Below are 19,755 nucleotides of genomic sequence, written 5' to 3' on the forward strand. Positions count from 1 at the left end.
TGGCTAAGTCGACATCCAAATGCTGAACATGTCCGTCATCGGGCGGTGCAGGGCGGCATGGCGATGAAAGGCTTGCGGCACGGGCATTTTCGCACGTGCCGAATCGCAAGTCGGCGCAACCAGGGTGCCGGCCGCGCGGAACGAGGGTCCTTCGGGGCGCGTTCGCGCGGCGGTACGGCAGCCGGCTTAAGACCCAACCCTCGTGGAGAATTTACATGGCAGTCACGATGCGCCAAATGCTGGAAGCGGGTGTCCACTTCGGTCACCAGACCCGTTTCTGGAACCCGAAGATGGCTCCGTTCATTTTCGGTCACCGCAACAAGATTCACATCATCAACCTCGAAAAGACGCTGCCGATGTTCACGGACGCACAGAAGTACGTGCGCCAGCTGGCAGCGAACCGCGGCACGATCCTGTTCGTCGGCACGAAGCGTCAGTCGCGTGACACGATCGCCCAGGAAGCGCAGCGCGCGGGCATGCCATACGTCAACGCACGCTGGCTCGGCGGCATGATGACCAACTTCAAGACGCTGAAGGTTTCGATCAAGCGCCTGAAGGACATGGAAGCGGCAGTCGAGGCGGGCGAGCTCGAGAAGATGAGCAAGAAGGAAGCGCTGCTGTTCGAACGCGAAATCGCCAAGCTGCAGAAGTCGATCGGCGGCGTGAAGGACATGGGCGGCATTCCGGACGCAATCTTCGTCGTCGACGTCGGCTACCACAAGATTGCCGTGACGGAAGCGAACAAGCTGGGCGTGCCGGTCATCGCCGTGGTCGATACGAACCACTCGCCGGAAGGTGTGGATTACGTGATCCCGGGTAACGACGACTCGAGCAAGGCAGTCGCGCTGTACGCCGAAGGCGTGGCCGACGCGATCCTGGAAGGCCGTGCGAACGCGGTCAACGAAGTGGTCCAGGCAGCGCGTGGCGACGACGAGTACGTCGAGGAAAACGCGTAACTGGCCCCGAGCCGGCGCAAAAAGGGGGCTCTCAACAGGCCCCCTTTTTTTAAGCTTGTGCGCCGGACCTGATCGCGCCGAGTCGGCGCGGGTCCGGAAACGATTTTCGGCCGTTCGCGTCCAAGCGGGCGGCGTTGTGAATACAGACTCAAGGAGCGAATGATGGCGGCAATTACCGCAAGCATGGTGGCAGAACTGCGCGCAAAGACCGACGCACCGATGATGGAGTGCAAGAAGGCGCTGACGGAAGCCGACGGCGATCTGGCCAAGGCTGAAGAGCTGCTGCGCGTGAAGCTCGGCAACAAGGCGAGCAAGGCGGCATCGCGCGTGACGGCCGAAGGCGTCGTCGCATCGTTCGTCGGCGGCAACGCGGGCGCGCTGGTCGAACTGAACTGCGAAACCGACTTCGTCGCGAAGAACGACGACTTCCTCGCATTCTCGAAGACGGTCGCGGAACTCGTCGCGACGCAAAACCCGGCCGACGTGGCAGCGCTGTCGGCACTGCCGCTCGACGGCTCGACGGTCGACGCAGTGCGTCTGGCCCTGATCGGCAAGATCGGCGAGAACGTGTCGATCCGCCGTTTCGTCCGTTTCGAAACCGCGAACAAGATCGCAACGTACCTGCACGGCGCGCGTATCGGCGTGATCGTCGAGTACACGGGTGCGGAAGAGCAGGTCGGCAAGGACGTCGCGATGCACATCGCCGCGATGAAGCCGGTCGCGCTGTCGTCGGCCGACGTGCCGGCGGAACTGATCGAGACGGAGCGCCGTGTCGCCGAGCAGAAGGCTGCCGAATCGGGCAAGCCGGCTGAAATCGTCGCGAAGATGGTCGACGGCAGCGTCCAGAAGTACCTGAAGGAAGTGTCGCTGCTGAACCAGACGTTCGTGAAGAACGACAAGCAGACGATCGAGCAGATGCTGAAGGCGGCGAATGCGGCAGTGCAGAAGTTCGCGCTGTTCGTCGTCGGCGAAGGCATCGAGAAGCGTCAGGACGACTTCGCCGCCGAAGTGGCCGCGCAAGTCGCAGCAGCAAAGCAGCAGTAAGCAGTCAGGCAGTATCCGCGGCGGGCGTCCGCTCCGCCGCGGCCGGCGCCGCCGCCGGCCGGCCGGGAACCCCCCGTCCGACCGTCGGCGCTTGCCCGAATCAGTATTTCGCCCCTACAGTTCGTGGTTGTCATCCTCTCGTCGCTCGGAAGCCCCTATGTCCAATGCCTATAAACGCGTCCTCCTCAAACTCTCCGGCGAAGCGCTGATGGGCGACGATGCCTTCGGCATCAATCGCGCGACGATCGAGCGGATGGTGGCGGATATCGCCGAAGTCGTGGGTCTCGGCACGCAGCTCGCGGTCGTGATCGGCGGCGGTAACATTTTCCGCGGTGTCGCGGGCGGCGCGGCCGGCATGGACCGCGCGACGGCCGACTACATGGGGATGCTGGCGACGATGATGAACGCGCTGGCGCTGCAGGACGCGATGCGTCACGCCGGCATCGTCGCGCGCGTGCAGTCCGCGCTGCGCATGGACCAGGTCGTCGAGCCGTACATCCGGCCCCGCGCGATCCGCCAGCTCGAGGAAGGCAAGGTCGTGATCTTCGCGGCCGGAACGGGCAACCCGTTCTTCACGACGGATACGGCCGCCGCGCTGCGCGGTTCGGAAGTGGGCGCCGAGGTCGTACTGAAGGCGACCAAGGTCGATGGCGTTTATTCTGCCGATCCGAAGAAGGATCCGTCAGCCACGCGCTACACGACGATCAGCTTCGACGAGGCGATCAGCCGCAATCTGCAGGTGATGGACGCGACGGCCTTCGCGCTGTGCCGCGACCAGAAGCTGCCGATTCGCGTGTTTTCGATCAACAAGCCGGGCGCGCTCAAGCGTATCGTGCTGGGCGAGGACGAGGGTACGCTCGTCCACGTGTAAACTCCCGCGGATGCGGGCAAGCGGCGTGGGTCGCCGGCCGCGGTGCGTGGCGCGCCGGGCGGGGCCCGCGTTCTTTGAAGGTTGGAAGGTTTGGAGGTTGAAATGAGTGTCGCTGATGTCAAGAAGGGCGTGGAGCAGAAGATGCAGCGCTCGATCGAAGCGTTCAAGAACGATCTGGCGAAGATCCGTACGGGCCGTGCGCATACCGGTCTGCTCGATCACGTGCAGGTCGACTACTACGGTTCGATGGTGCCGATCTCGCAGGTTGCGAACCTGACGCTCGTCGATGCACGCACGATCGGCGTGCAGCCGTGGGAAAAGAACATGGTCGCGAAGGTCGAGAAGGCCATCCGCGAAGCGGATCTCGGCCTGAACCCGGCGACGGCCGGCGACCTGATCCGCGTGCCGATGCCCGCGCTGACGGAAGAGCGCCGCCGCGAACTGACCAAGGTGGTCAAGAGCGAAGGCGAAACGGCCAAGGTTGCGATCCGTAACCTGCGCCGCGACGCAAACGAAGCGCTCAAGAAGCTCGTGAAGGACAAGGAAATCTCGGAAGACGACGAGCGCCGTGCGAGCGACGACGTGCAGAAGCTGACCGACAAGCACGTTGCCGAAGTCGACAAGCTCGTGCAGAGCAAGGAAGCCGAGATCATGACGGTCTGACGACCGTCCTCGCGCGCCGCCTTCTTCCCGCATTACTGTCTCAACGGCCATGACCTATACCAGCTCTACCGTTCGCGTGCCTGACGTCGGCGCCGTGCCGCGTCATATCGCGATCATCATGGACGGCAACGGCCGTTGGGCGACCGAACGCCGCTTGCCGCGCGTCGCGGGGCACACCCGCGGCGTGGATGCCGTGCGGGCGGTGGTCGAAGGCTGCGCGCGCGCCGGCGTCGAATACCTGACGCTGTTCGCGTTCAGTTCCGAAAACTGGCGCCGGCCGAACGACGAAGTGTCGTTCCTGATGCGGCTGTTCATCACCGCGCTCGAGCGCGAGATCGGCAAGCTGCATGCGAACGGGATCCGGCTGCGGGTGGTGGGCGATCTCGAGCGCTTCGAGCCGCGCATCCGCGAACTGATCCGCCGCGCCGAAACCAAGACGGCGCGCAACACCCGTCTCACCCTGACGATCGCCGCGAACTACGGTGGCCGCTGGGACATCCTGCAGGCGACGAAGAAACTCGTCGAGCAGGCCGTGCGCGAGGGACGCGAGGTCGACGTGACCGAAGACGCGTTCGCGCCGCACCTGGCGATGGCCTATGCGCCGGAGCCCGATCTCTTCATCCGCACCGGCGGTGAGCAGCGCGTCAGCAATTTCCTGCTGTGGCAGCTCGCATACGCCGAATTCTATTTCACCGACAAATACTGGCCGGACTTCGACGGCGCGGCGCTAGCCGACGCGATCGCGTCGTATACCGAGCGCGAGCGCCGTTTCGGGCGCACCAGCGCGCAGCTCGAACCACAATCGCAGAACGCCGACTCCCTTTCATGCTGAAGACCCGTGTGATCACGGCGGTCGTGATGCTGGCAGTGTTGCTGCCGGTGACGCTGTTCGCGCCGCTCGCCGCGTTCGGCGCGCTGATCGGCGTCGTGCTCGTGTTCGCCGCGTGGGAGTGGGCGCGCCTGCTCAAGCTCGGCGCGACCGGTTCCGTCGTCTACGCGATCGTCGCGGCGCTGGCGCTCGCGGCGACCGCGCCGCTCGGCGTCGAGGCCGCTTCGCCCCGTCCCCTTTTCATGGCGGCCGGCGTGTTCTGGCTGCTGGTCGGCCCGTTCTCGCTGCGGCGCAAGCCGGAGCTCGCGGGCGGCGTGTGGCGGCCGTTCCTGCTCGCCGCCGGGCTCGTGGTGTTCGCGGCCTGCTGGCACGCAGTCGTCGCGGCGCGCGCGCAGGGCGTTGCGTTCGTGCTGTCGCTGCTTCTGGTCGTCTGGCTGGCCGATATCGGCGCATACTTCGCGGGCAAGGCCTTCGGAAAGCGTAAACTGGCCGTTACGATCAGTCCCGGCAAGAGCTGGGAAGGCGCGATCGGCGGCTGGCTCGTCGTGATGGTCGTCGCGGGTGTCGCGATGGCCGCACACTGGTTCGAGCCGACCCTGTTTTCCGCATTCGCCGCGCGCTACGGGATGCCCGGCGCGTGGGCCGCGCTGACGCTGCTGGTCGTCTACAGCGTGATCGGCGACCTGTTTGAGTCGCTGCTGAAGCGTCAGGCGGGCGTGAAGGATTCGAGCGGCCTGCTGCCCGGTCACGGTGGCGTGCTCGACCGCGTCGACGCGCTGCTGCCGGTGCTGCCGCTCGCAATGCTGCTGCTTGGTTAAACCACTATTTCTGCTATGCAAAAACGTCTGACACTGCTCGGTTCCACGGGCTCGATCGGAGACAGCACGCTCGACGTGGTCGCCCGCCATCCCGAGCGTTTCTCGGTCTACGCGTTGACCGCGCACCGCAACGGCGACAAGCTCGTCGAGCAGTGCCTGCGATTCGCACCCGAAATCGCGGTGGTCGGCGATGCGAACACGGCGGCGCACGTCGAGGCGAAACTGCGCGCGGCGGGCAGCAAGACCACGGTGCTGTACGGGCCGCAGGCGCTCGTCGACGTGTCGAAGAGCGACGGCTGCGATACGGTCGTCGCCGCGATCGTCGGCGCGGCCGGCCTCGCGCCGAGCCTCGCGGCCGCGCGCGCCGGCAAGCGCATCCTGCTCGCGAACAAGGAATCGCTCGTGATGTCGGGCGCGATCTTCATGGACGCCGTGCGCGACCATGGCGCGATCCTGCTGCCGGTCGACAGCGAACACAACGCGATCTTCCAGTGCATGCCGCGCGACGAGAATGAGCACGGCGGGATCTCGAAGATCATCCTGACTGCGTCGGGCGGCCCGTTCCGCACGCGTGAGCCGGCCACGCTCGTCGACGTGACGCCGGACGAAGCATGCAAGCACCCGAACTGGGTGATGGGCCGCAAGATTTCCGTCGATTCCGCGACGATGATGAACAAGGGCCTCGAAGTCATCGAGGCGCACTGGATCTTCGGCCTGCCGGGCGACCGGATCGACGTGCTGATCCACCCGCAGAGCGTGATCCATTCGCTTGTGTCGTACCGCGACGGCTCGGTGCTCGCGCAGCTCGGCAACCCCGACATGCGCACGCCGATCGCGCACGCGCTCGCGTTCCCGGAGCGCGTCGACGCCGGTGTCGACCAGCTCGACCTCGCGCAGATCGCGCAGCTGTCGTTCGAGAAGCCCGACTACACGCGCTTCCCGTGCCTCGCACTCGCGCTGAAGGCGCTTGAGGAGGGCGGTATCGCGAGCGCCGCGTTGAACGCGGCGAACGAAATCGCGGTCGAAGCATTTCTCGAGCGCCGGATCGGCTTCATGGCGATCGCGGCGACGGTCGATGCGGTGCTCAACGCACTGCCGAACCGTAACCCGAACGGGCTCGACGACGTCCTTGCGGCGGACGCCGAGGCACGCCGCCTCGCCGCCGAGATCATTGCGAAAGCGCCTGCGCCACGCGTGGAGCGCGCTGTCTGAATGAGGTGCTCATGAACGTGCTGGTTGAACTGATCGCGTTTGCGGTGGCGATCGGGGTGCTGGTCGTCGTGCATGAGTACGGACATTATCGCGTCGCGCGCTGGTGCGGCGTGAAGGTGCTGCGTTTCTCGATCGGTTTCGGCCAGCCCGTCGCGCGCTGGGTCAGCCGCAGGACGGGCACCGAATGGACGCTCTCGGCGTTGCCGCTCGGCGGTTACGTGAAGATGCTCGACGAGCGCGAGCCGGGGGCGGGCGTCAAGCCCGAGGAGCTCGATCAGGCGTTCAACCGGCAATCAGTGTTCAAGCGCATCGCGATCGTCGCCGCCGGCCCGATCGCGAACTTCCTGTTGGCAATCGTCCTGTTTTCCGTCGTATTCGCAACCGGTGTGACCGAGCCGGCGGCGGTGCTCGCGCCGCCGGCCGCCGGCACGGTGGCGGCCCACGCGGGCTTCGACGGCGGCGAAACGATCGTGTCGATCCGCGACGCGCGCGTAGGTGACGCGCAAGGTGGCGAGGCCGTGCCGGTGCGCTCGTGGTCGGACCTGCGCTGGAAGCTGCTGTCCGCCGCGTTCGATCATCGCGAGGTCGTGCTCGGCGCGCGCGACGGCGGCGCGTCGACGTTCGACTTCCGCGTCGACTTGCGCAATGTTCCCGAAAGCCAGCTCGACGACGATTTCATGATGCACCTGGGCTTCGAGACCGGCGGCGGCACGCTGTCGGTGGCGTCGGTGCAGCCCGGCAGCGCGGCCGAGCAGGCGGGCCTGAAGGCCGGCGACAAGCTGCTGGCGCTCGACGGCAATCCGATCGGCGGCGCGTCGCGCTTCATCGACGCGGTGAAGCACCATGCGGGCCAGGCGGTCGAACTGCAGGTCGAGCGTGGCGGCGCCGCCCGGACGGTGTCGATCGTGCCGCAAGCGCAGCGCGACGATGAAACGGGGCAGCAGATCGGCCGCATCGGCGCGGCGCTGTCGATGCACACGCCGTCGGTCGACGTGCGCTATGGGCCGATCGAGAGTCTGCGGCTCGGCGCGCACCGCACGTGGGACATCGCGGTTTACTCGCTGAAGATGTTCGGACGGATGATCACGGGCGATGCGTCGCTGAAGAATCTGTCCGGCCCGGTGACGATCGCCGACTACGCCGGCAAGAGCGCGCGGCTCGGTCCGTCGGCCTTCCTGTCGTTCCTCGCCCTTGTCAGCATTAGCCTCGGGGTGCTGAACTTGCTGCCGATTCCCGTTTTGGACGGGGGGCATCTGTTATATTATCTGGTTGAAGCCGCGACCGGGAAAGCCGTCTCGGAGCGCTGGCAGCTGATTCTGCAAAGAGCCGGGTTGATCTGCATCGTCGCGTTGTCGGCGATCGCGCTGTTCAACGACCTGGCTCGGTTAATCCATTTCTGAAGCGTCAGGCGGCGGCCAGTCGGCCGCCGCCTGATTTGATGCAGCTAAATATTGGGGATGCACGTTGTTCAAACCTCATCGCTTTGTACCTAAGACAGTTGCAGCGGCCGCGCTCGCCGCGCACGGCCTCGCGGCGCATGCAGCGGCACCGTTCGTGGTGCAAGACATCAAGATCGAGGGGTTGCAGCGCGTCGAAGCGGGTTCGGTGTTCGCCTACCTGCCGATCAAGCAGGGCGATACCTTCACCGACGACAAGGCATCCGAAGCAATCCGCGCGCTGTACGCCACGGGTTTCTTCAACGACGTGCGCATTGCCACCCAGGGCAACGTCGTGATCGTGCAGGTGCAGGAGCGTCCGGCCATCGCGTCGATCGACTTCACCGGCACGAAGGAATTCGACAAGGACAACCTGACGAAGGCGCTGCGCGCGGTGGGCCTGGCCGACGGCCGCTACTACGACAAGGCGCTCGTCGACAAGGCGGAGCAGGAGCTCAAGCGTCAGTACCTGACGCGCGGCTTCTATGCGGCCGAGGTCAAGACGACGGTCACGCCGGTCGACGCGAACCGCGTGTCGATCCTGTTCGCGGTCGCCGAAGGCCCGAGCGCGAAGATCCGCCAGATCAACTTCATCGGCAACAAGGCGTTCAGCACCAGCGCGCTGCGCGACGAGATGCAGCTGTCGACGCCGAACTGGTTCTCCTGGTACACGAAGAACGACCTGTACTCGAAGGAAAAGCTCACAGGCGACCTCGAGGCCGTGCGCTCGTACTACCTGAACCGCGGCTACCTCGAGTTCAACATCGAGTCGACCCAGGTGTCGATCTCGCCCGACAAGAAGGACATGTACCTGACGGTCACGCTGCACGAAGGCGAGCCGTACACGGTGTCGGGCATCAAGCTGTCGGGCAACCTGCTCGATCGCGAAGCCGAACTGAACAAGCTGATCAAGATCAAGCCGGGCGATCGCTTCTCGGCCGAAAAGCTGCAGCAAACGACGAAGTCGATCGTCGACAAGCTCGGCGAATACGGCTATGCGTTCGCGACCGTCAACGCGCAGCCGGACATCGACCAGGCAAACCACAAGGTGAACCTGAATCTCGTCGTCGATCCGAGCCGCCGCGTGTACGTGCGCCGCATCAACGTGGTCGGCAACACGCGTACGCGTGACGAAGTCGTGCGCCGCGAAATGCGCCAGCTCGAAAGCTCGTGGTTCGATTCGAACCGCCTCGCGCTGTCGAAGGACCGCGTGAACCGTCTCGGCTACTTCACCAACGTCGACGTGACGACGGTGCCTGTCGAAGGCACGAACGACCAGGTCGACGTGAACGTGAAGGTCGATGAAAAGCCGACCGGCGCGATCACGCTGGGCGCGGGCTTCTCGTCGACGGACAAGGTGGTGCTGTCGGCGGGCGTGTCGCAGGACAACGTGTTCGGCTCGGGCACGAGCCTGTCGGTGAACGTCAACACCGCGAAGAGCTACCGCACGCTGACCGTCACGCAGGTCGACCCGTACTTCACGGTCGACGGCATCAAGCGGATCACGGACGTCTACTACCGCACGTACCAGCCGCTCTACTATTCGACGAGCTCGAGCTTCCGGATCATCAGCGCGGGCGGCAACCTGAAGTTCGGCATTCCGTTCTCGGAAGTCGACACCGTCTACTTCGGCGCGGGCTTCGAGCAGAACCGTCTCGACGTCGACTCGAACACGCCGCAGAGCTACCAGGATTACGTGAACGAGTTCGGCCGCGTGTCGAACACGGTGCCGCTGACGGTCGCGTGGTCCCGCGACGCGCGTGACAGCGCGCTGATCCCGAGCCGCGGCTACTTCACGCAGGCGAACGTCGAATACGGCGTGCCGGTCGGCAAGATCCAGTACTACAAGGCCGACCTGCAGGCGCAGTACTACTATTCGTTCTCGCGCGGCTTCATCCTGGGCCTGAACCTGCAAGGCGGCTACGGCAACGGTATCGGCAACCCGTACCCGATCTTCAAGAACTACTACGCGGGCGGTATCGGCTCCGTGCGTGGCTATGAGCCGAGCTCGCTGGGCCCGCGCGACACGAAGACGAACGACCCGATCGGCGGTTCGAAGATGTTGGTCGGCAACATCGAGCTGACGTTCCCGCTGCCGGGTACCGGCTACGACCGCACGCTGCGCGTGTTCACGTTCCTCGACGGCGGTAACGTGTGGGGCAACGCCCCGGGCGGCACGAGTACCGGCGCGAACGGCCTGCGTTACGGCTACGGTGTGGGTCTCGCGTGGATCTCGCCGATCGGCCCGCTGAAGCTGAGCCTCGGCTTCCCGCTGCAGAAGCATGAAGGCGACCAGTACCAGAAATTCCAGTTCCAGATCGGGACGGCGTTCTGATCGAACGCATGACAACAGCAACGAGAGGGTAATTTTGCTAACCGGTACGTTTTCGAAACGAGTGATGTGTGCGCTGACCGTTGCGCTGGCCTTGGGCGCGGCGACGGCACATGCTCAGGACGTCGCCCGCATCGCGGCGGTCAATTCGGATCGGATCCTGCGCGAGTCCGCGCCCGCCAAGGCGGCGCAGACGAAGCTCGAAGCCGAGTTCGCGAAGCGCGACAAGGATCTGCAGGACCTCGCCGCGCGTCTGAAGTCGATGTCCGATTCGCTGGACAAGAACGGCCCGTCGCTGTCGGCGGCCGATCGCGCACAGAAGCAGCGTGATCTCGCACAGCTCGATACCGACTTCCAGCGCAAGCAGCGCGAATTTCGCGAAGACCTGAACCAGCGCCGCAACGAGGAACTCGCGGCTGTGCTGGAGCGTGCGAACAAGGTCATCAAGCAGATCGCCGAGCAGCAGAATTACGACCTGATCGTGCAGGAAGCCGTGTACGTCAGCCCGCGCATCGACATCACCGACAAGGTGCTCAAGGCGCTCGCGTCCGGCTCGACGAACTGAACGGAGCAGACGACGAATGGCATTGACGCTTGAGGCACTCGTAAAGCGGTTCGGCGGCGAGATCGTCGGCGACGCCCAGTGCAAGGTGGGCGGCCTCGCGCCGCTCGACCAGGCAGGCCCTCAGCAACTCGCGTTTCTCGCGAATCCGAAGTACCTGTCGCAGGTCGAGGCGACCCGCGCCGGCGCGGTGCTGATCGCGCCGAAGGATCTCGAAAAGCTGGGCGCGGCCGCTGATGGCCGGACGGCCGGCTCCCGCAATTTCATCGTGACGCCGAATCCGTACGCGTACTTCGCACGCGTCGCGCAGATGTTCATCGATCTCGCCACGCCGCCGCGCGCGGCCGGCGTGCATCCGAGCGCGACGATCGATCCGGCCGCGCAGGTCGCCGCGAGCGCGGTGATCGGTCCGCACGTGACGATCGAGGCCGGCGCGGTGATCGAGGACGGCGTGCAGCTCGACGCGAACGTGTTCGTGGGGCGCGGCACGACGATCGGCGCGGGTTCGCACCTGTATCCGAACGCATCGGTGTACCACGGCTGCAAGATCGGCCCGCGCGCGATCGTCCATTCGGGTGCCGTGATCGGTTCCGACGGGTTCGGCTTCGCGCCGGATTTCGTTGGCGACGGCGAGGCGCGCACCGGCAGCTGGGTCAAGATTCCGCAGGTCGGCGGCGTGTCGGTCGGCCCGGACGTCGAGATCGGCGCGAACACGACGATCGATCGCGGCGCGATGGCGGACACCGTCATCGAGGAATGCGTGAAGATCGACAACCAGGTGCAGATCGCCCACAACTGCCGGATCGGCGCCTACACGGTGATCGCCGGCAAGGCGGGCATCGCGGGCAGCACGACGATCGGCCGCCACTGCATGATCGGCGGCGCGGCCGGGATCGCCGGCCACGTGACGCTTGGCGACTATGTCATTATCACCGCGAATTCGGGCGTGTCGAAGTCGCTGCCGAAGGCAGGCATCTACACGAGCGCGTTCCCGGCCGTCGACCACGGCGAATGGAACAAGAGCGCCGCGCTCGTGCGCAACCTCGACAAGCTGCGCGACCGCATCAAGGCGCTCGAAACCGCGCTGGCCGCCCAGGGCGGCACGGACGCCTGACCGCACCATGCGAGACCACGAACCGGGCACGGCCAGCGCATCCGGCCCGGTTTGCCAGACTGGGCCGCGCGGCGGCCCGCTTCAGCCTTTGCATCACCACCGCGCAGCTTCTGCGTGAGACGAACCATCATGAGCACTGAAAAAATCAATCTCGACATCCACAAGATCCTCACGCTGCTGCCGCATCGCTACCCGATTCTGCTCGTCGATCGCGTGCTCGAACTCGAGCCGCACAAGGGAATCAAAGCGCTGAAGAACGTGTCGATCAACGAGCCGTTCTTCCAGGGGCACTTCCCGAAGCGGCCGGTGATGCCGGGTGTGCTGATCCTCGAGGCGCTCGCTCAGGCGGCCGCGCTGCTGACGTTCGCGGAAGAGCAGCCGAAGGATCCCGAGAACACGCTGTACTACTTTGTCGGCATCGACGGCGCACGCTTCAAGCGTGTGGTCGAACCGGGCGACCAGCTGATTCTGAACGTGACGTTCGAACGCTACATCCGCGGCATCTGGAAGTTCAAGGCGGTGGCGGAAGTGGACGGCAAGGTGGCGGCGGAAGCCGAATTGATGTGCACGGTCAAGACGGCCGACGCGGCGCCCTGAGCGACGCGGCACGCATGGGTAACGTAACGCGAGCAACGCGAGTAACGCGAGCAACGCGACACATCACATCGAGAGGCAACGGCGCATGACCAGGATTCATCCTACCGCGATCGTCGAACCGGGTGCGCAGATCGACGAGACCGTCGAGATCGGGCCGTACGCGATCGTCGGGCCGCACGTCACGATCGGCGCGCGTACGACGATCGGTTCGCACAGCGTGATCGAAGGTCACACGACGCTCGGCGAGGACAACCGCATCGGCCATTACGCGTCGGTCGGCGGCCGTCCGCAGGACATGAAGTACAAGGACGAACCGACGAAGCTCGTGATCGGCAACCGCAACACGATCCGCGAATTCACGACGATCCACACCGGCACCGTGCAGGACGTCGGCGTGACGACGCTCGGCGACGACAACTGGATCATGGCCTATGTGCACATCGGTCATGACTGCCGCGTCGGCAACAACGTGATCCTGTCGAGCAACGCACAGATGGCCGGTCACGTCGAGATCGGCGACTGGGCGATCGTCGGCGGGATGTCGGGCGTGCACCAGTTCGTGCGCATCGGTGCGCACTCGATGCTGGGCGGCGCCTCGGCGCTCGTGCAGGACGTGCCGCCGTTCGTGATCGCGGCCGGCAACAAGGCCGAGCCGCACGGTATCAACGTCGAAGGCCTGCGCCGGCGCGGTTTCTCGCCCGACGCGATCTCGGCGCTGCGCAGCGCGTACCGCCTGCTGTACAAGAACGGCCTGTCGCTCGAGGAAGCGAAGGTGCAGTTGCGCGAATTGGCGGCCGCGGGCGGCGAAGGCGACGCAGCTGTTGGCGCGCTCGTTGCGTTCATCGACGCGTCCCAACGCGGCATCATCCGCTAAGCGATGTCGCTCCCGACCAATCAGCTCCGGCTCGCGATGGTGGCCGGCGAGCCGTCGGGCGATCTGCTCGCGGCGTCGCTGCTCGGCGGGCTTCAAGAGCGGCTGCCCGCGTCGACCCGCTACTACGGGATCGGCGGGCAGCGGATGCTCGCGCACGGCTTCGACTCGCACTGGCAGATGGACAAGCTGACGGTGCGCGGCTACGTCGAGGCGCTGGGCCAGATTCCCGAAATCCTTCGGATTCGCGGCGAACTGAAGCGCCAACTGCTCGCGGAGCGGCCCGACGCATTCATCGGCGTCGACGCGCCCGACTTCAACTTCAACGTGGAGCAGGCTGCGCGCGACGCGGGCATCCCGTCGATCCACTTCGTATGCCCATCGATCTGGGCTTGGCGCGGGGGGCGGATCAAGAAGATCGCGAAGTCCGTCGACCACATGCTGTGCCTGTTCCCGTTCGAACCGGCGATCCTTGACAAGGCGGGCGTCGCGTCGACGTATGTCGGCCACCCGCTGGCCGACGAGATTCCGCTCGAGCCCGACACGCATGGCGCGCGCATCGCGCTGGGCTTGCCGGCGGACGGCCCCGTGATCGCGGTGCTGCCGGGCAGCCGGCGCTCGGAGATCGGGCTGATCGGCCCGACGTTCTTCGCGGCGATGGCGCTGATGCAGCAGCGCGAGCCCGGCGTGAGGTTCGTGATGCCGGCGGCGACGCCTGCACTGCGCGAGCTGCTGCAGCCGCTTGTCGACGCGCATCCGCAGCTTGCGCTGACGATCACCGACGGCCGCTCGCAGGTCGCGATGACGGCCGCCGACGCGATCCTCGTGAAGAGCGGCACCGTCACGCTGGAAGCCGCGCTGTTGAAGAAGCCGATGGTGATCTCGTACAAGGTGCCCTGGTTGACCGGGCAGATCATGCGCCGGCAGGGCTACTTGCCGTACGTCGGCTTGCCGAACATTCTGGCGGGGCGCTTCGTCGTGCCCGAGCTGCTGCAGCATTTCGCGACGCCCGAGGCGCTCGCCGATGCGACGCTCACGCAGCTGCGCGACGACGCGAACCGTCGCACGCTGACCGACGTGTTTACCGAAATGCATCTTTCGCTGCGGCAGAACACGGCCGCGAAAGCGGCCGAAGCGGTCGTGCGCGTGCTCGAGCAACGCAAGGGGCGCGCATGACGGCCGCCCGTACACCACGCCGCCGCGCGTCGACCGACGTGCAGGGCGGCTTCGACTTCAGCCGGCCCGACGAGATCGTCTGTGGCGTCGACGAAGCGGGCCGCGGCCCGCTCGCGGGGCCGGTGGTCGCCGCCGCGGTGATCCTCGATCCCGCGCAGCCGATCGACGGGCTCGACGATTCGAAGGCGTTGTCCGCGAAGAAGCGCGACGCGCTGTACGAGCTGATCGTCGCGCGCTCGCGCGCGTATTGCGTCGCTTCGGCGAGCGTCGACGAGATCGATACGCTCAACATCCTGCACGCAACGATGCTCGCGATGAAGCGGGCCGTCGAAGGCCTGTCGGTGCTGCCGACGCTCGCACAGATCGACGGCAACCGCTGTCCGACGCTGACGGTGCGTGCCGAGGCGATCGTCAGCGGCGACGCGCTCGTGCCGAGCATTTCCGCCGCATCGATCCTCGCGAAGGTCACGCGCGACCGCATGCTCGTCGACCTGCACGAACGCTTCCCGGTATATGGCTTCAACGTGCATGCGGGCTACGGCACCGAGAAACATCTTGCCGCGCTGCGCGAGCATGGCCCGTGCGAAGCCCATCGGCGCTCGTTCGCGCCGGTGCGTGCGGCACTTGACCTGATTCGATGAAAAGCATTACTTCCCGCGACAACCCGCTGTACAAGCGCCTGAAGGCGCTCGCGGGTTCGACGTCCCAGCAGCGGCGGGGCGGCCAGGCGCTGCTCGAGGGTTTCCACCTCGCCAGCGCGTATCTCGATACGGGCGCAACCCCCGAGCTCTGCGTCGCGACCGAAGGCGCGCTCGCGCACGACGAAGCGCAGGCGATCATCGCGCGCGTCGACGCGCAGCGGGTCGTTACGCTGCCCGACGCATTGTTCGGGCAACTGTCGAACGTGGTCAGCGGCGTCGGTTTCCTGTTGCTCGTCGACCGGCCCGCGCAGCCGCTGCCGGAGCGCGTCACGCACACGTCTGTCGTGCTCGACGGCGTGCAGGACGCCGGCAACGTCGGTTCGATCTTGCGCAGCGCGGCGGCCGCCGGCGTGCGGCACGTATTCTGTGCGCCGGGCACTGCCTATGCGTGGTCGTCGAAGGTGCTGCGTTCGGCGATGGGCGCGCATTTCCTGCTGTCGATCCACGAGGACGTCGAGCCTGACGCACTCGCCGCGCGTCTCGACGTGCCGGTCGCGCTCACCGATTCGCACGGCGCGCGGGCGGTCTACGACTGTGACCTGGCCGGGCCCGTCGCATGGGTGTTCGGCAACGAGGGCGCCGGCGTGTCGGCGTTCTGGCGCGACGCGGCCACGCATCGCGTGACGATCCCGCAGCCGGGCGGCATGGAGTCGCTGAACGTCGCGGCGGCGGCGGCGGTGTGCCTGTTCGAGCAGGTGCGGCAGCAGCGGCGCGCGTGACATGACGACGTGACGCACGGCGTTGTCCGCGCGCGCGTATCCCGACCATGAAAAAAGGCCGCGTTCGACGCGGCCTTTCTGCTTCTGGCGGCGGCTGGCGGCCGCGCCGGCGGGCAAGTCGTCAGTACGACTGCCGGTCGAGACGGATTTCCTGCAGGATCGTCGTCGCGATCTCCTCGATCGACTTGTGCGTCGACGACAGCCACTTGATCCCTTCGCGACGCATCATCGCCTCGGCCTCGTTGATCTCGTAGCGGCAGTTCTCCGGCGCCGCGTACTTGCTGCCCGGGCGGCGCTCGTTGCGAATCTCAGACAGGCGTTGCGGGTCGATCGACAGGCCGAACAGCTTGTCGCGATGCGGCGACAGCGCTGACGGCAGCTTGCCGCGCTCGAAGTCTTCCGGAATCAGCGGATAGTTGGCTGCCTTCACGCCGTACTGCATCGCGAGATACAGGCTCGTCGGCGTCTTGCCGCTGCGCGACACACCGACCAGGATCACGTCGGCCTCCGACAGGTTGCGATTCGATTGGCCGTCGTCGTGCGCGAGCGAGAAGTTGATCGCCTCGATCCGCGTCTTGTATTCCTCGGTGTCGGCGTTCTGGTGGCCGCGGCCCATCGCGTGGCTCGACTTCAGCTCCAGTTCCTGCTCGAGCGGCTCGACGAAGCGCTGGAACATGTCCAGCACGAGCGCGTTCGAGCGCTTGACGATGTCGTTCGACTCGCTGTCGACGAGCGTCGTGAACACGATCGCGCGGCGGCCGTCGTGCACCGCGGCTTCGTTGATCTTCTCGACGGTCGCAAAGGCCTTGTCGAGCGAGTCGACGAACGGCAAGCGCACGAGGCGGAATTTCTGGTCGAACTGGGAGAGGATCGAGTGCGCGAAGGTTTCGGCAGTAATCCCGGTGCCGTCGGAGACGATGAAAACGGTAGGCAGCATGAATCTGGGCGTCGAACGTGAAGGGCGGTTGCGCGGGCGGCTGGAGGTTCGCCTCCAGCCGCAGTGACAAGGTCGCGCCACATCCGGCAGCCGGCACGGTAGAATAGCGGCAACCTGTTGGATAAGCAATTGCGGGGGCAGGGTGCGAACGGCACCCCGGGCTTGCCGCGAGCGATCTAAAACTCCCGGCAAGTTCGGCGATTCGTCTGACTATATCGCCCTTCTGCCGGGATTTTTGCAAATCGGGTCGGAAGATTTTCCGCCGCTGCGATTGTTTCTCCAACAGGTTGCGCAAGACGCGCCGCGCCTTTTTGCAAGCGCCCGCGTCCGAGCCCACTTGCGCAATCGAGCATTTTTTTCACACTTAGGGGCTTGTATGACTAACGCAGCAAACGTCGCAAAGGACCAGGCGTATGTAATCCCGTTCGAGCAGTTGCGGATGACCGATGTGGAGATCGTGGGCGGCAAGAATGCGTCGCTCGGCGAGATGATCAGCCAGCTTTCCGAAGCAGGCGTTCGTGTACCCACCGGTTTCGCCACGACCGCGCTCGCATTCCGTGATTTCCTCAAGCACAACGATCTGACCGATCGCATCGCCAAGCGTCTCGAGTCGCTCGACATCGACGACGTGAAGGCGCTCGCCGAAGCCGGTGCCGAAATCCGCAAGTGGATCGTCGATGCACCGCTGCAGGCGCGTCTCGAGCAGGAAATCCGCGCACAGTTCGAAATCCTGAAGAACGGCTCGCCGGGCGAGCTGTCGTTCGCCGTGCGTTCGTCCGCGACCGCGGAAGACTTGCCCGACGCGTCGTTCGCCGGCCAGCAGGAGTCGTACCTGAACGTCGTCGGCATCGACGACGTGCTCGACCGCATGAAGCACGTGTTCGCGTCGCTGTACAACGACCGCGCGATCTCGTACCGCGTTCACAAGGGCTTCACGCACGCCGAAGTCGCGCTGTCGGCCGGCGTGCAGCGCATGGTCCGCTCGGACGTCGGCGCGGCCGGCGTGATGTTCACGATCGACACCGAATCGGGCTTCAAGGACGCCGTGTTCATCACGTCGAGCTATGGCCTGGGCGAAACCGTCGTGCAGGGCGCCGTGAACCCGGACGAGTTCTACGTTTTCAAGACGACGCTCGCACAGGACAAGTACCCGATCATCCGCCGCTCGATCGGCTCGAAGCTGATCAAGATGGAATTCACGCAGCCGGGCGAGCCGGGCCGCGTGAAGACGGTCGACGTGCCGCACGAGCAGCGCAACCGCTACTCGATCACCGACGAAGACGTGATCGAGCTGGCAAAGTACGCGGTCATCATCGAGAAGCACTACCAGCGTCCGATGGACATCGAGTGGGGCAAGGACGGCCGCGACGGCAAGATCTTCATCCTGCAGGCGCGTCCGGAAACGGTGAAGAGCCAGGCGTCCGGCAAGGCCGAGCAGCGCTTCAAGCTGAAGGGCCAGTCGCAGGTGCTGGCGACGGGTCGTGCGATCGGCCAGAAGATCGGCGCGGGCCCCGTGCGCGTGATCCAGGATCCGTCGGAAATGGAACGCGTGCAGCCGGGCGACGTGCTGGTGGCCGACATGACCGACCCGAACTGGGAGCCGGTGATGAAGCGTGCGGCGGCGATCGTCACGAACCGTGGCGGCCGGACCTGCCACGCGGCGATCATCGCGCGTGAGCTCGGCGTGCCGGCAGTCGTCGGCTGCGGCGACGCGACCGACATCCTGAAGGACGGCGCGCTCGTCACGGTGTCGTGCGCGGAAGGCGACGAAGGCAAGATCTACGACGGGCTGCTCGAGACGGAAGTCACGGAAGTGCAGCGCGGCGAACTGCCGGAAATCCCGGTCAAGATCATGATGAACGTCGGCAACCCGCAGCTCGCGTTCGACTTCTCGCAACTGCCGAACGGTGGTGTTGGCCTCGCGCGTCTCGAGTTCATCATCAACAACAACATCGGCGTGCACCCGAAGGCGATCCTCGAGTACCCGAACATCGACCAGGATCTGAAGAAGGCGGTCGAGAGCGTCGCGCGTGGCCACGCGTCGCCGCGCCAGTTCTACGTCGACAAGCTGACGGAAGGCGTTGCGACGATCGCCGCGGCGTTCTATCCGAAGCCCGTGATCGTGCGTCTGTCCGACTTCAAGTCGAACGAGTACAAGAAGCTGATCGGCGGTTCGCGCTACGAGCCGGACGAGGAAAACCCGATGCTGGGCTTCCGCGGCGCGTCGCGCTACATCGCCGAAGACTTCGCGCAGGCGTTCGAGATGGAGTGCCGTGCACTGAAGCGCGTGCGCGACGAGATGGGCCTGACCAACGTCGAGATCATGGTGCCGTTCGTGCGGACCGTGAAGCAGGCGGAGCGCGTCGTCGGCCTGCTCGAGAAGTTCGGCCTGAAGCGTGGCGAGAACGGCCTGCGCCTCGTAATGATGTGTGAAGTTCCGACCAACGCGATCCTCGCCGAAGAGTTCCTCGAGCACTTCGACGGTTTCTCGATCGGTTCGAACGACCTCACGCAGCTCACGCTCGGCCTCGACCGCGACTCGGGCATGGAACTGCTGGCCGTCGACTTCGACGAACGCGACCCGGCCGTCAAGTTCCTGCTCAAGCGGGCGATCGATACCTGCCGCAAGATGGGCAAGTACGTCGGCATCTGCGGTCAGGGCCCGTCCGATCACCCGGACTTTGCGCAATGGCTGACTGACGAAGGCATCGTGTCGATCTCGCTGAACCCGGACACGATCATCGATACGTGGCAGGCGCTCGCCAACCGGAAGTAACGGTCGGTAATGGCCGTTCGGCGCAAGTGCGGTACCGCCGCGCTTGCGTTGAAGGCAAAATGCAAGGTTCGTGTTATAAACACCCCGGTAAGCGCCGGGGTGTTTTTGTTTGTCGGTACGTAACGGGGTGACCCGGCCGAC

The 19,755-nt window shown here is 65.5% G+C and carries 18 protein-coding genes; 17 read left to right on the plus strand and 1 reads right to left on the minus strand.

What is annotated here, in order from left to right; genetic code table 11:
* Nucleotides 1-215: 215 nt before the first annotated feature.
* The 16 genes from rpsB (at nucleotide 216) to WS87_RS07720 (ending at nucleotide 15,901) form a co-directional block, all read left to right on the plus strand.
* Nucleotides 216-956, plus strand: a complete 741-nt coding sequence (rpsB, locus tag WS87_RS07645; RefSeq protein ID WP_006483818.1) for a 30S ribosomal protein S2 — start codon at nucleotides 216-218, stop codon at nucleotides 954-956.
* A 162-nt stretch (nucleotides 957-1,118) separates the two neighbouring features.
* Entirely contained in the window at nucleotides 1,119-2,000 is an 882-nt protein-coding gene (gene tsf / locus WS87_RS07650) for a translation elongation factor Ts (RefSeq protein WP_034188848.1), read from the plus strand.
* A 157-nt stretch (nucleotides 2,001-2,157) separates the two neighbouring features.
* Nucleotides 2,158-2,871: a UMP kinase gene (gene pyrH, locus WS87_RS07655; protein ID WP_011885142.1), complete on the plus strand. Its 714-nt coding sequence runs from the start codon at nucleotides 2,158-2,160 to the stop codon at nucleotides 2,869-2,871.
* 102 nt (nucleotides 2,872-2,973) lie between these two features.
* Nucleotides 2,974-3,534, plus strand: a complete 561-nt coding sequence (gene frr, locus WS87_RS07660; protein ID WP_006752152.1) for a ribosome recycling factor — start codon at nucleotides 2,974-2,976, stop codon at nucleotides 3,532-3,534.
* Nucleotides 3,535-3,583: 49 nt separating this feature from the next.
* The gene (uppS, locus tag WS87_RS07665; protein ID WP_006758563.1) at nucleotides 3,584-4,366 is read left to right on the plus strand and encodes a polyprenyl diphosphate synthase; all 783 of its coding nucleotides are present in this window, start codon (nucleotides 3,584-3,586) and stop codon (nucleotides 4,364-4,366) included.
* Entirely contained in the window at nucleotides 4,360-5,181 is an 822-nt protein-coding gene (locus tag WS87_RS07670) for a phosphatidate cytidylyltransferase (RefSeq protein ID WP_059817740.1), read from the plus strand. The genes uppS and WS87_RS07670 overlap by 7 nt, the downstream gene beginning before the upstream one ends.
* 15 nt (nucleotides 5,182-5,196) lie before the next feature.
* Nucleotides 5,197-6,393: a 1-deoxy-D-xylulose-5-phosphate reductoisomerase gene (locus WS87_RS07675; RefSeq protein WP_059450019.1), complete on the plus strand. Its 1,197-nt coding sequence runs from the start codon at nucleotides 5,197-5,199 to the stop codon at nucleotides 6,391-6,393.
* An 11-nt stretch (nucleotides 6,394-6,404) separates the two neighbouring features.
* On the plus strand, nucleotides 6,405-7,793 hold the full coding sequence (gene rseP, locus WS87_RS07680) for an RIP metalloprotease RseP (RefSeq protein ID WP_059529326.1): 1,389 nt from the start codon (nucleotides 6,405-6,407) through the stop codon (nucleotides 7,791-7,793).
* 64 nt (nucleotides 7,794-7,857) lie between these two features.
* Nucleotides 7,858-10,164, plus strand: coding sequence for an outer membrane protein assembly factor BamA (gene bamA, locus WS87_RS07685; RefSeq protein WP_059691997.1), 2,307 nt, complete (start codon nucleotides 7,858-7,860; stop codon nucleotides 10,162-10,164).
* Between the two features lie 64 nt (nucleotides 10,165-10,228).
* Complete coding sequence (locus WS87_RS07690) at nucleotides 10,229-10,726, plus strand: OmpH family outer membrane protein (RefSeq protein WP_059529330.1); 498 nt, start codon at nucleotides 10,229-10,231, stop codon at nucleotides 10,724-10,726.
* Nucleotides 10,727-10,742: 16 nt separating this feature from the next.
* A complete protein-coding gene (gene lpxD / locus WS87_RS07695; protein ID WP_059817738.1) occupies nucleotides 10,743-11,837 on the plus strand; it encodes a UDP-3-O-(3-hydroxymyristoyl)glucosamine N-acyltransferase in 1,095 nt (364 codons plus the stop codon).
* A 129-nt stretch (nucleotides 11,838-11,966) separates the two neighbouring features.
* Nucleotides 11,967-12,434, plus strand: a complete 468-nt coding sequence (gene fabZ / locus WS87_RS07700; RefSeq protein WP_006495559.1) for a 3-hydroxyacyl-ACP dehydratase FabZ — start codon at nucleotides 11,967-11,969, stop codon at nucleotides 12,432-12,434.
* Between the two features lie 85 nt (nucleotides 12,435-12,519).
* Nucleotides 12,520-13,308 (plus strand): acyl-ACP--UDP-N-acetylglucosamine O-acyltransferase, encoded by a 789-nt coding sequence (lpxA, locus tag WS87_RS07705; protein ID WP_059817736.1) that lies wholly within the window; start codon nucleotides 12,520-12,522, stop codon nucleotides 13,306-13,308.
* Between the two features lie 3 nt (nucleotides 13,309-13,311).
* A complete protein-coding gene (gene lpxB / locus WS87_RS07710) occupies nucleotides 13,312-14,481 on the plus strand; it encodes a lipid-A-disaccharide synthase (RefSeq protein WP_059817734.1) in 1,170 nt (389 codons plus the stop codon).
* On the plus strand, nucleotides 14,478-15,122 hold the full coding sequence (gene rnhB / locus WS87_RS07715; RefSeq protein WP_059817732.1) for a ribonuclease HII: 645 nt from the start codon (nucleotides 14,478-14,480) through the stop codon (nucleotides 15,120-15,122). Before lpxB ends, rnhB begins: the two co-directional genes overlap by 4 nt.
* Nucleotides 15,119-15,901, plus strand: a complete 783-nt coding sequence (locus WS87_RS07720) for a TrmH family RNA methyltransferase (protein ID WP_059529345.1) — start codon at nucleotides 15,119-15,121, stop codon at nucleotides 15,899-15,901. The genes rnhB and WS87_RS07720 overlap by 4 nt, the downstream gene beginning before the upstream one ends.
* A gap of 121 nt (nucleotides 15,902-16,022) precedes the next feature.
* Here WS87_RS07720 and ppsR read toward each other — a convergent pair whose 3' ends face one another.
* Nucleotides 16,023-16,838: a posphoenolpyruvate synthetase regulatory kinase/phosphorylase PpsR gene (ppsR, locus tag WS87_RS07725; RefSeq protein ID WP_059450011.1), complete on the minus strand. Its 816-nt coding sequence runs from the start codon at nucleotides 16,836-16,838 to the stop codon at nucleotides 16,023-16,025.
* Nucleotides 16,839-17,214: 376 nt separating this feature from the next.
* On the opposite strand from ppsR, the gene ppsA reads away from it, so the two are divergent.
* Nucleotides 17,215-19,614, plus strand: a complete 2,400-nt coding sequence (gene ppsA / locus WS87_RS07735; RefSeq protein ID WP_059817730.1) for a phosphoenolpyruvate synthase — start codon at nucleotides 17,215-17,217, stop codon at nucleotides 19,612-19,614.
* Nucleotides 19,615-19,755 lie beyond the last annotated feature (141 nt).

The organism is Burkholderia sp. MSMB0856, assembly GCF_001524645.2.
Classification (GTDB): Bacteria; Pseudomonadota; Gammaproteobacteria; order Burkholderiales; family Burkholderiaceae; genus Burkholderia; species Burkholderia diffusa.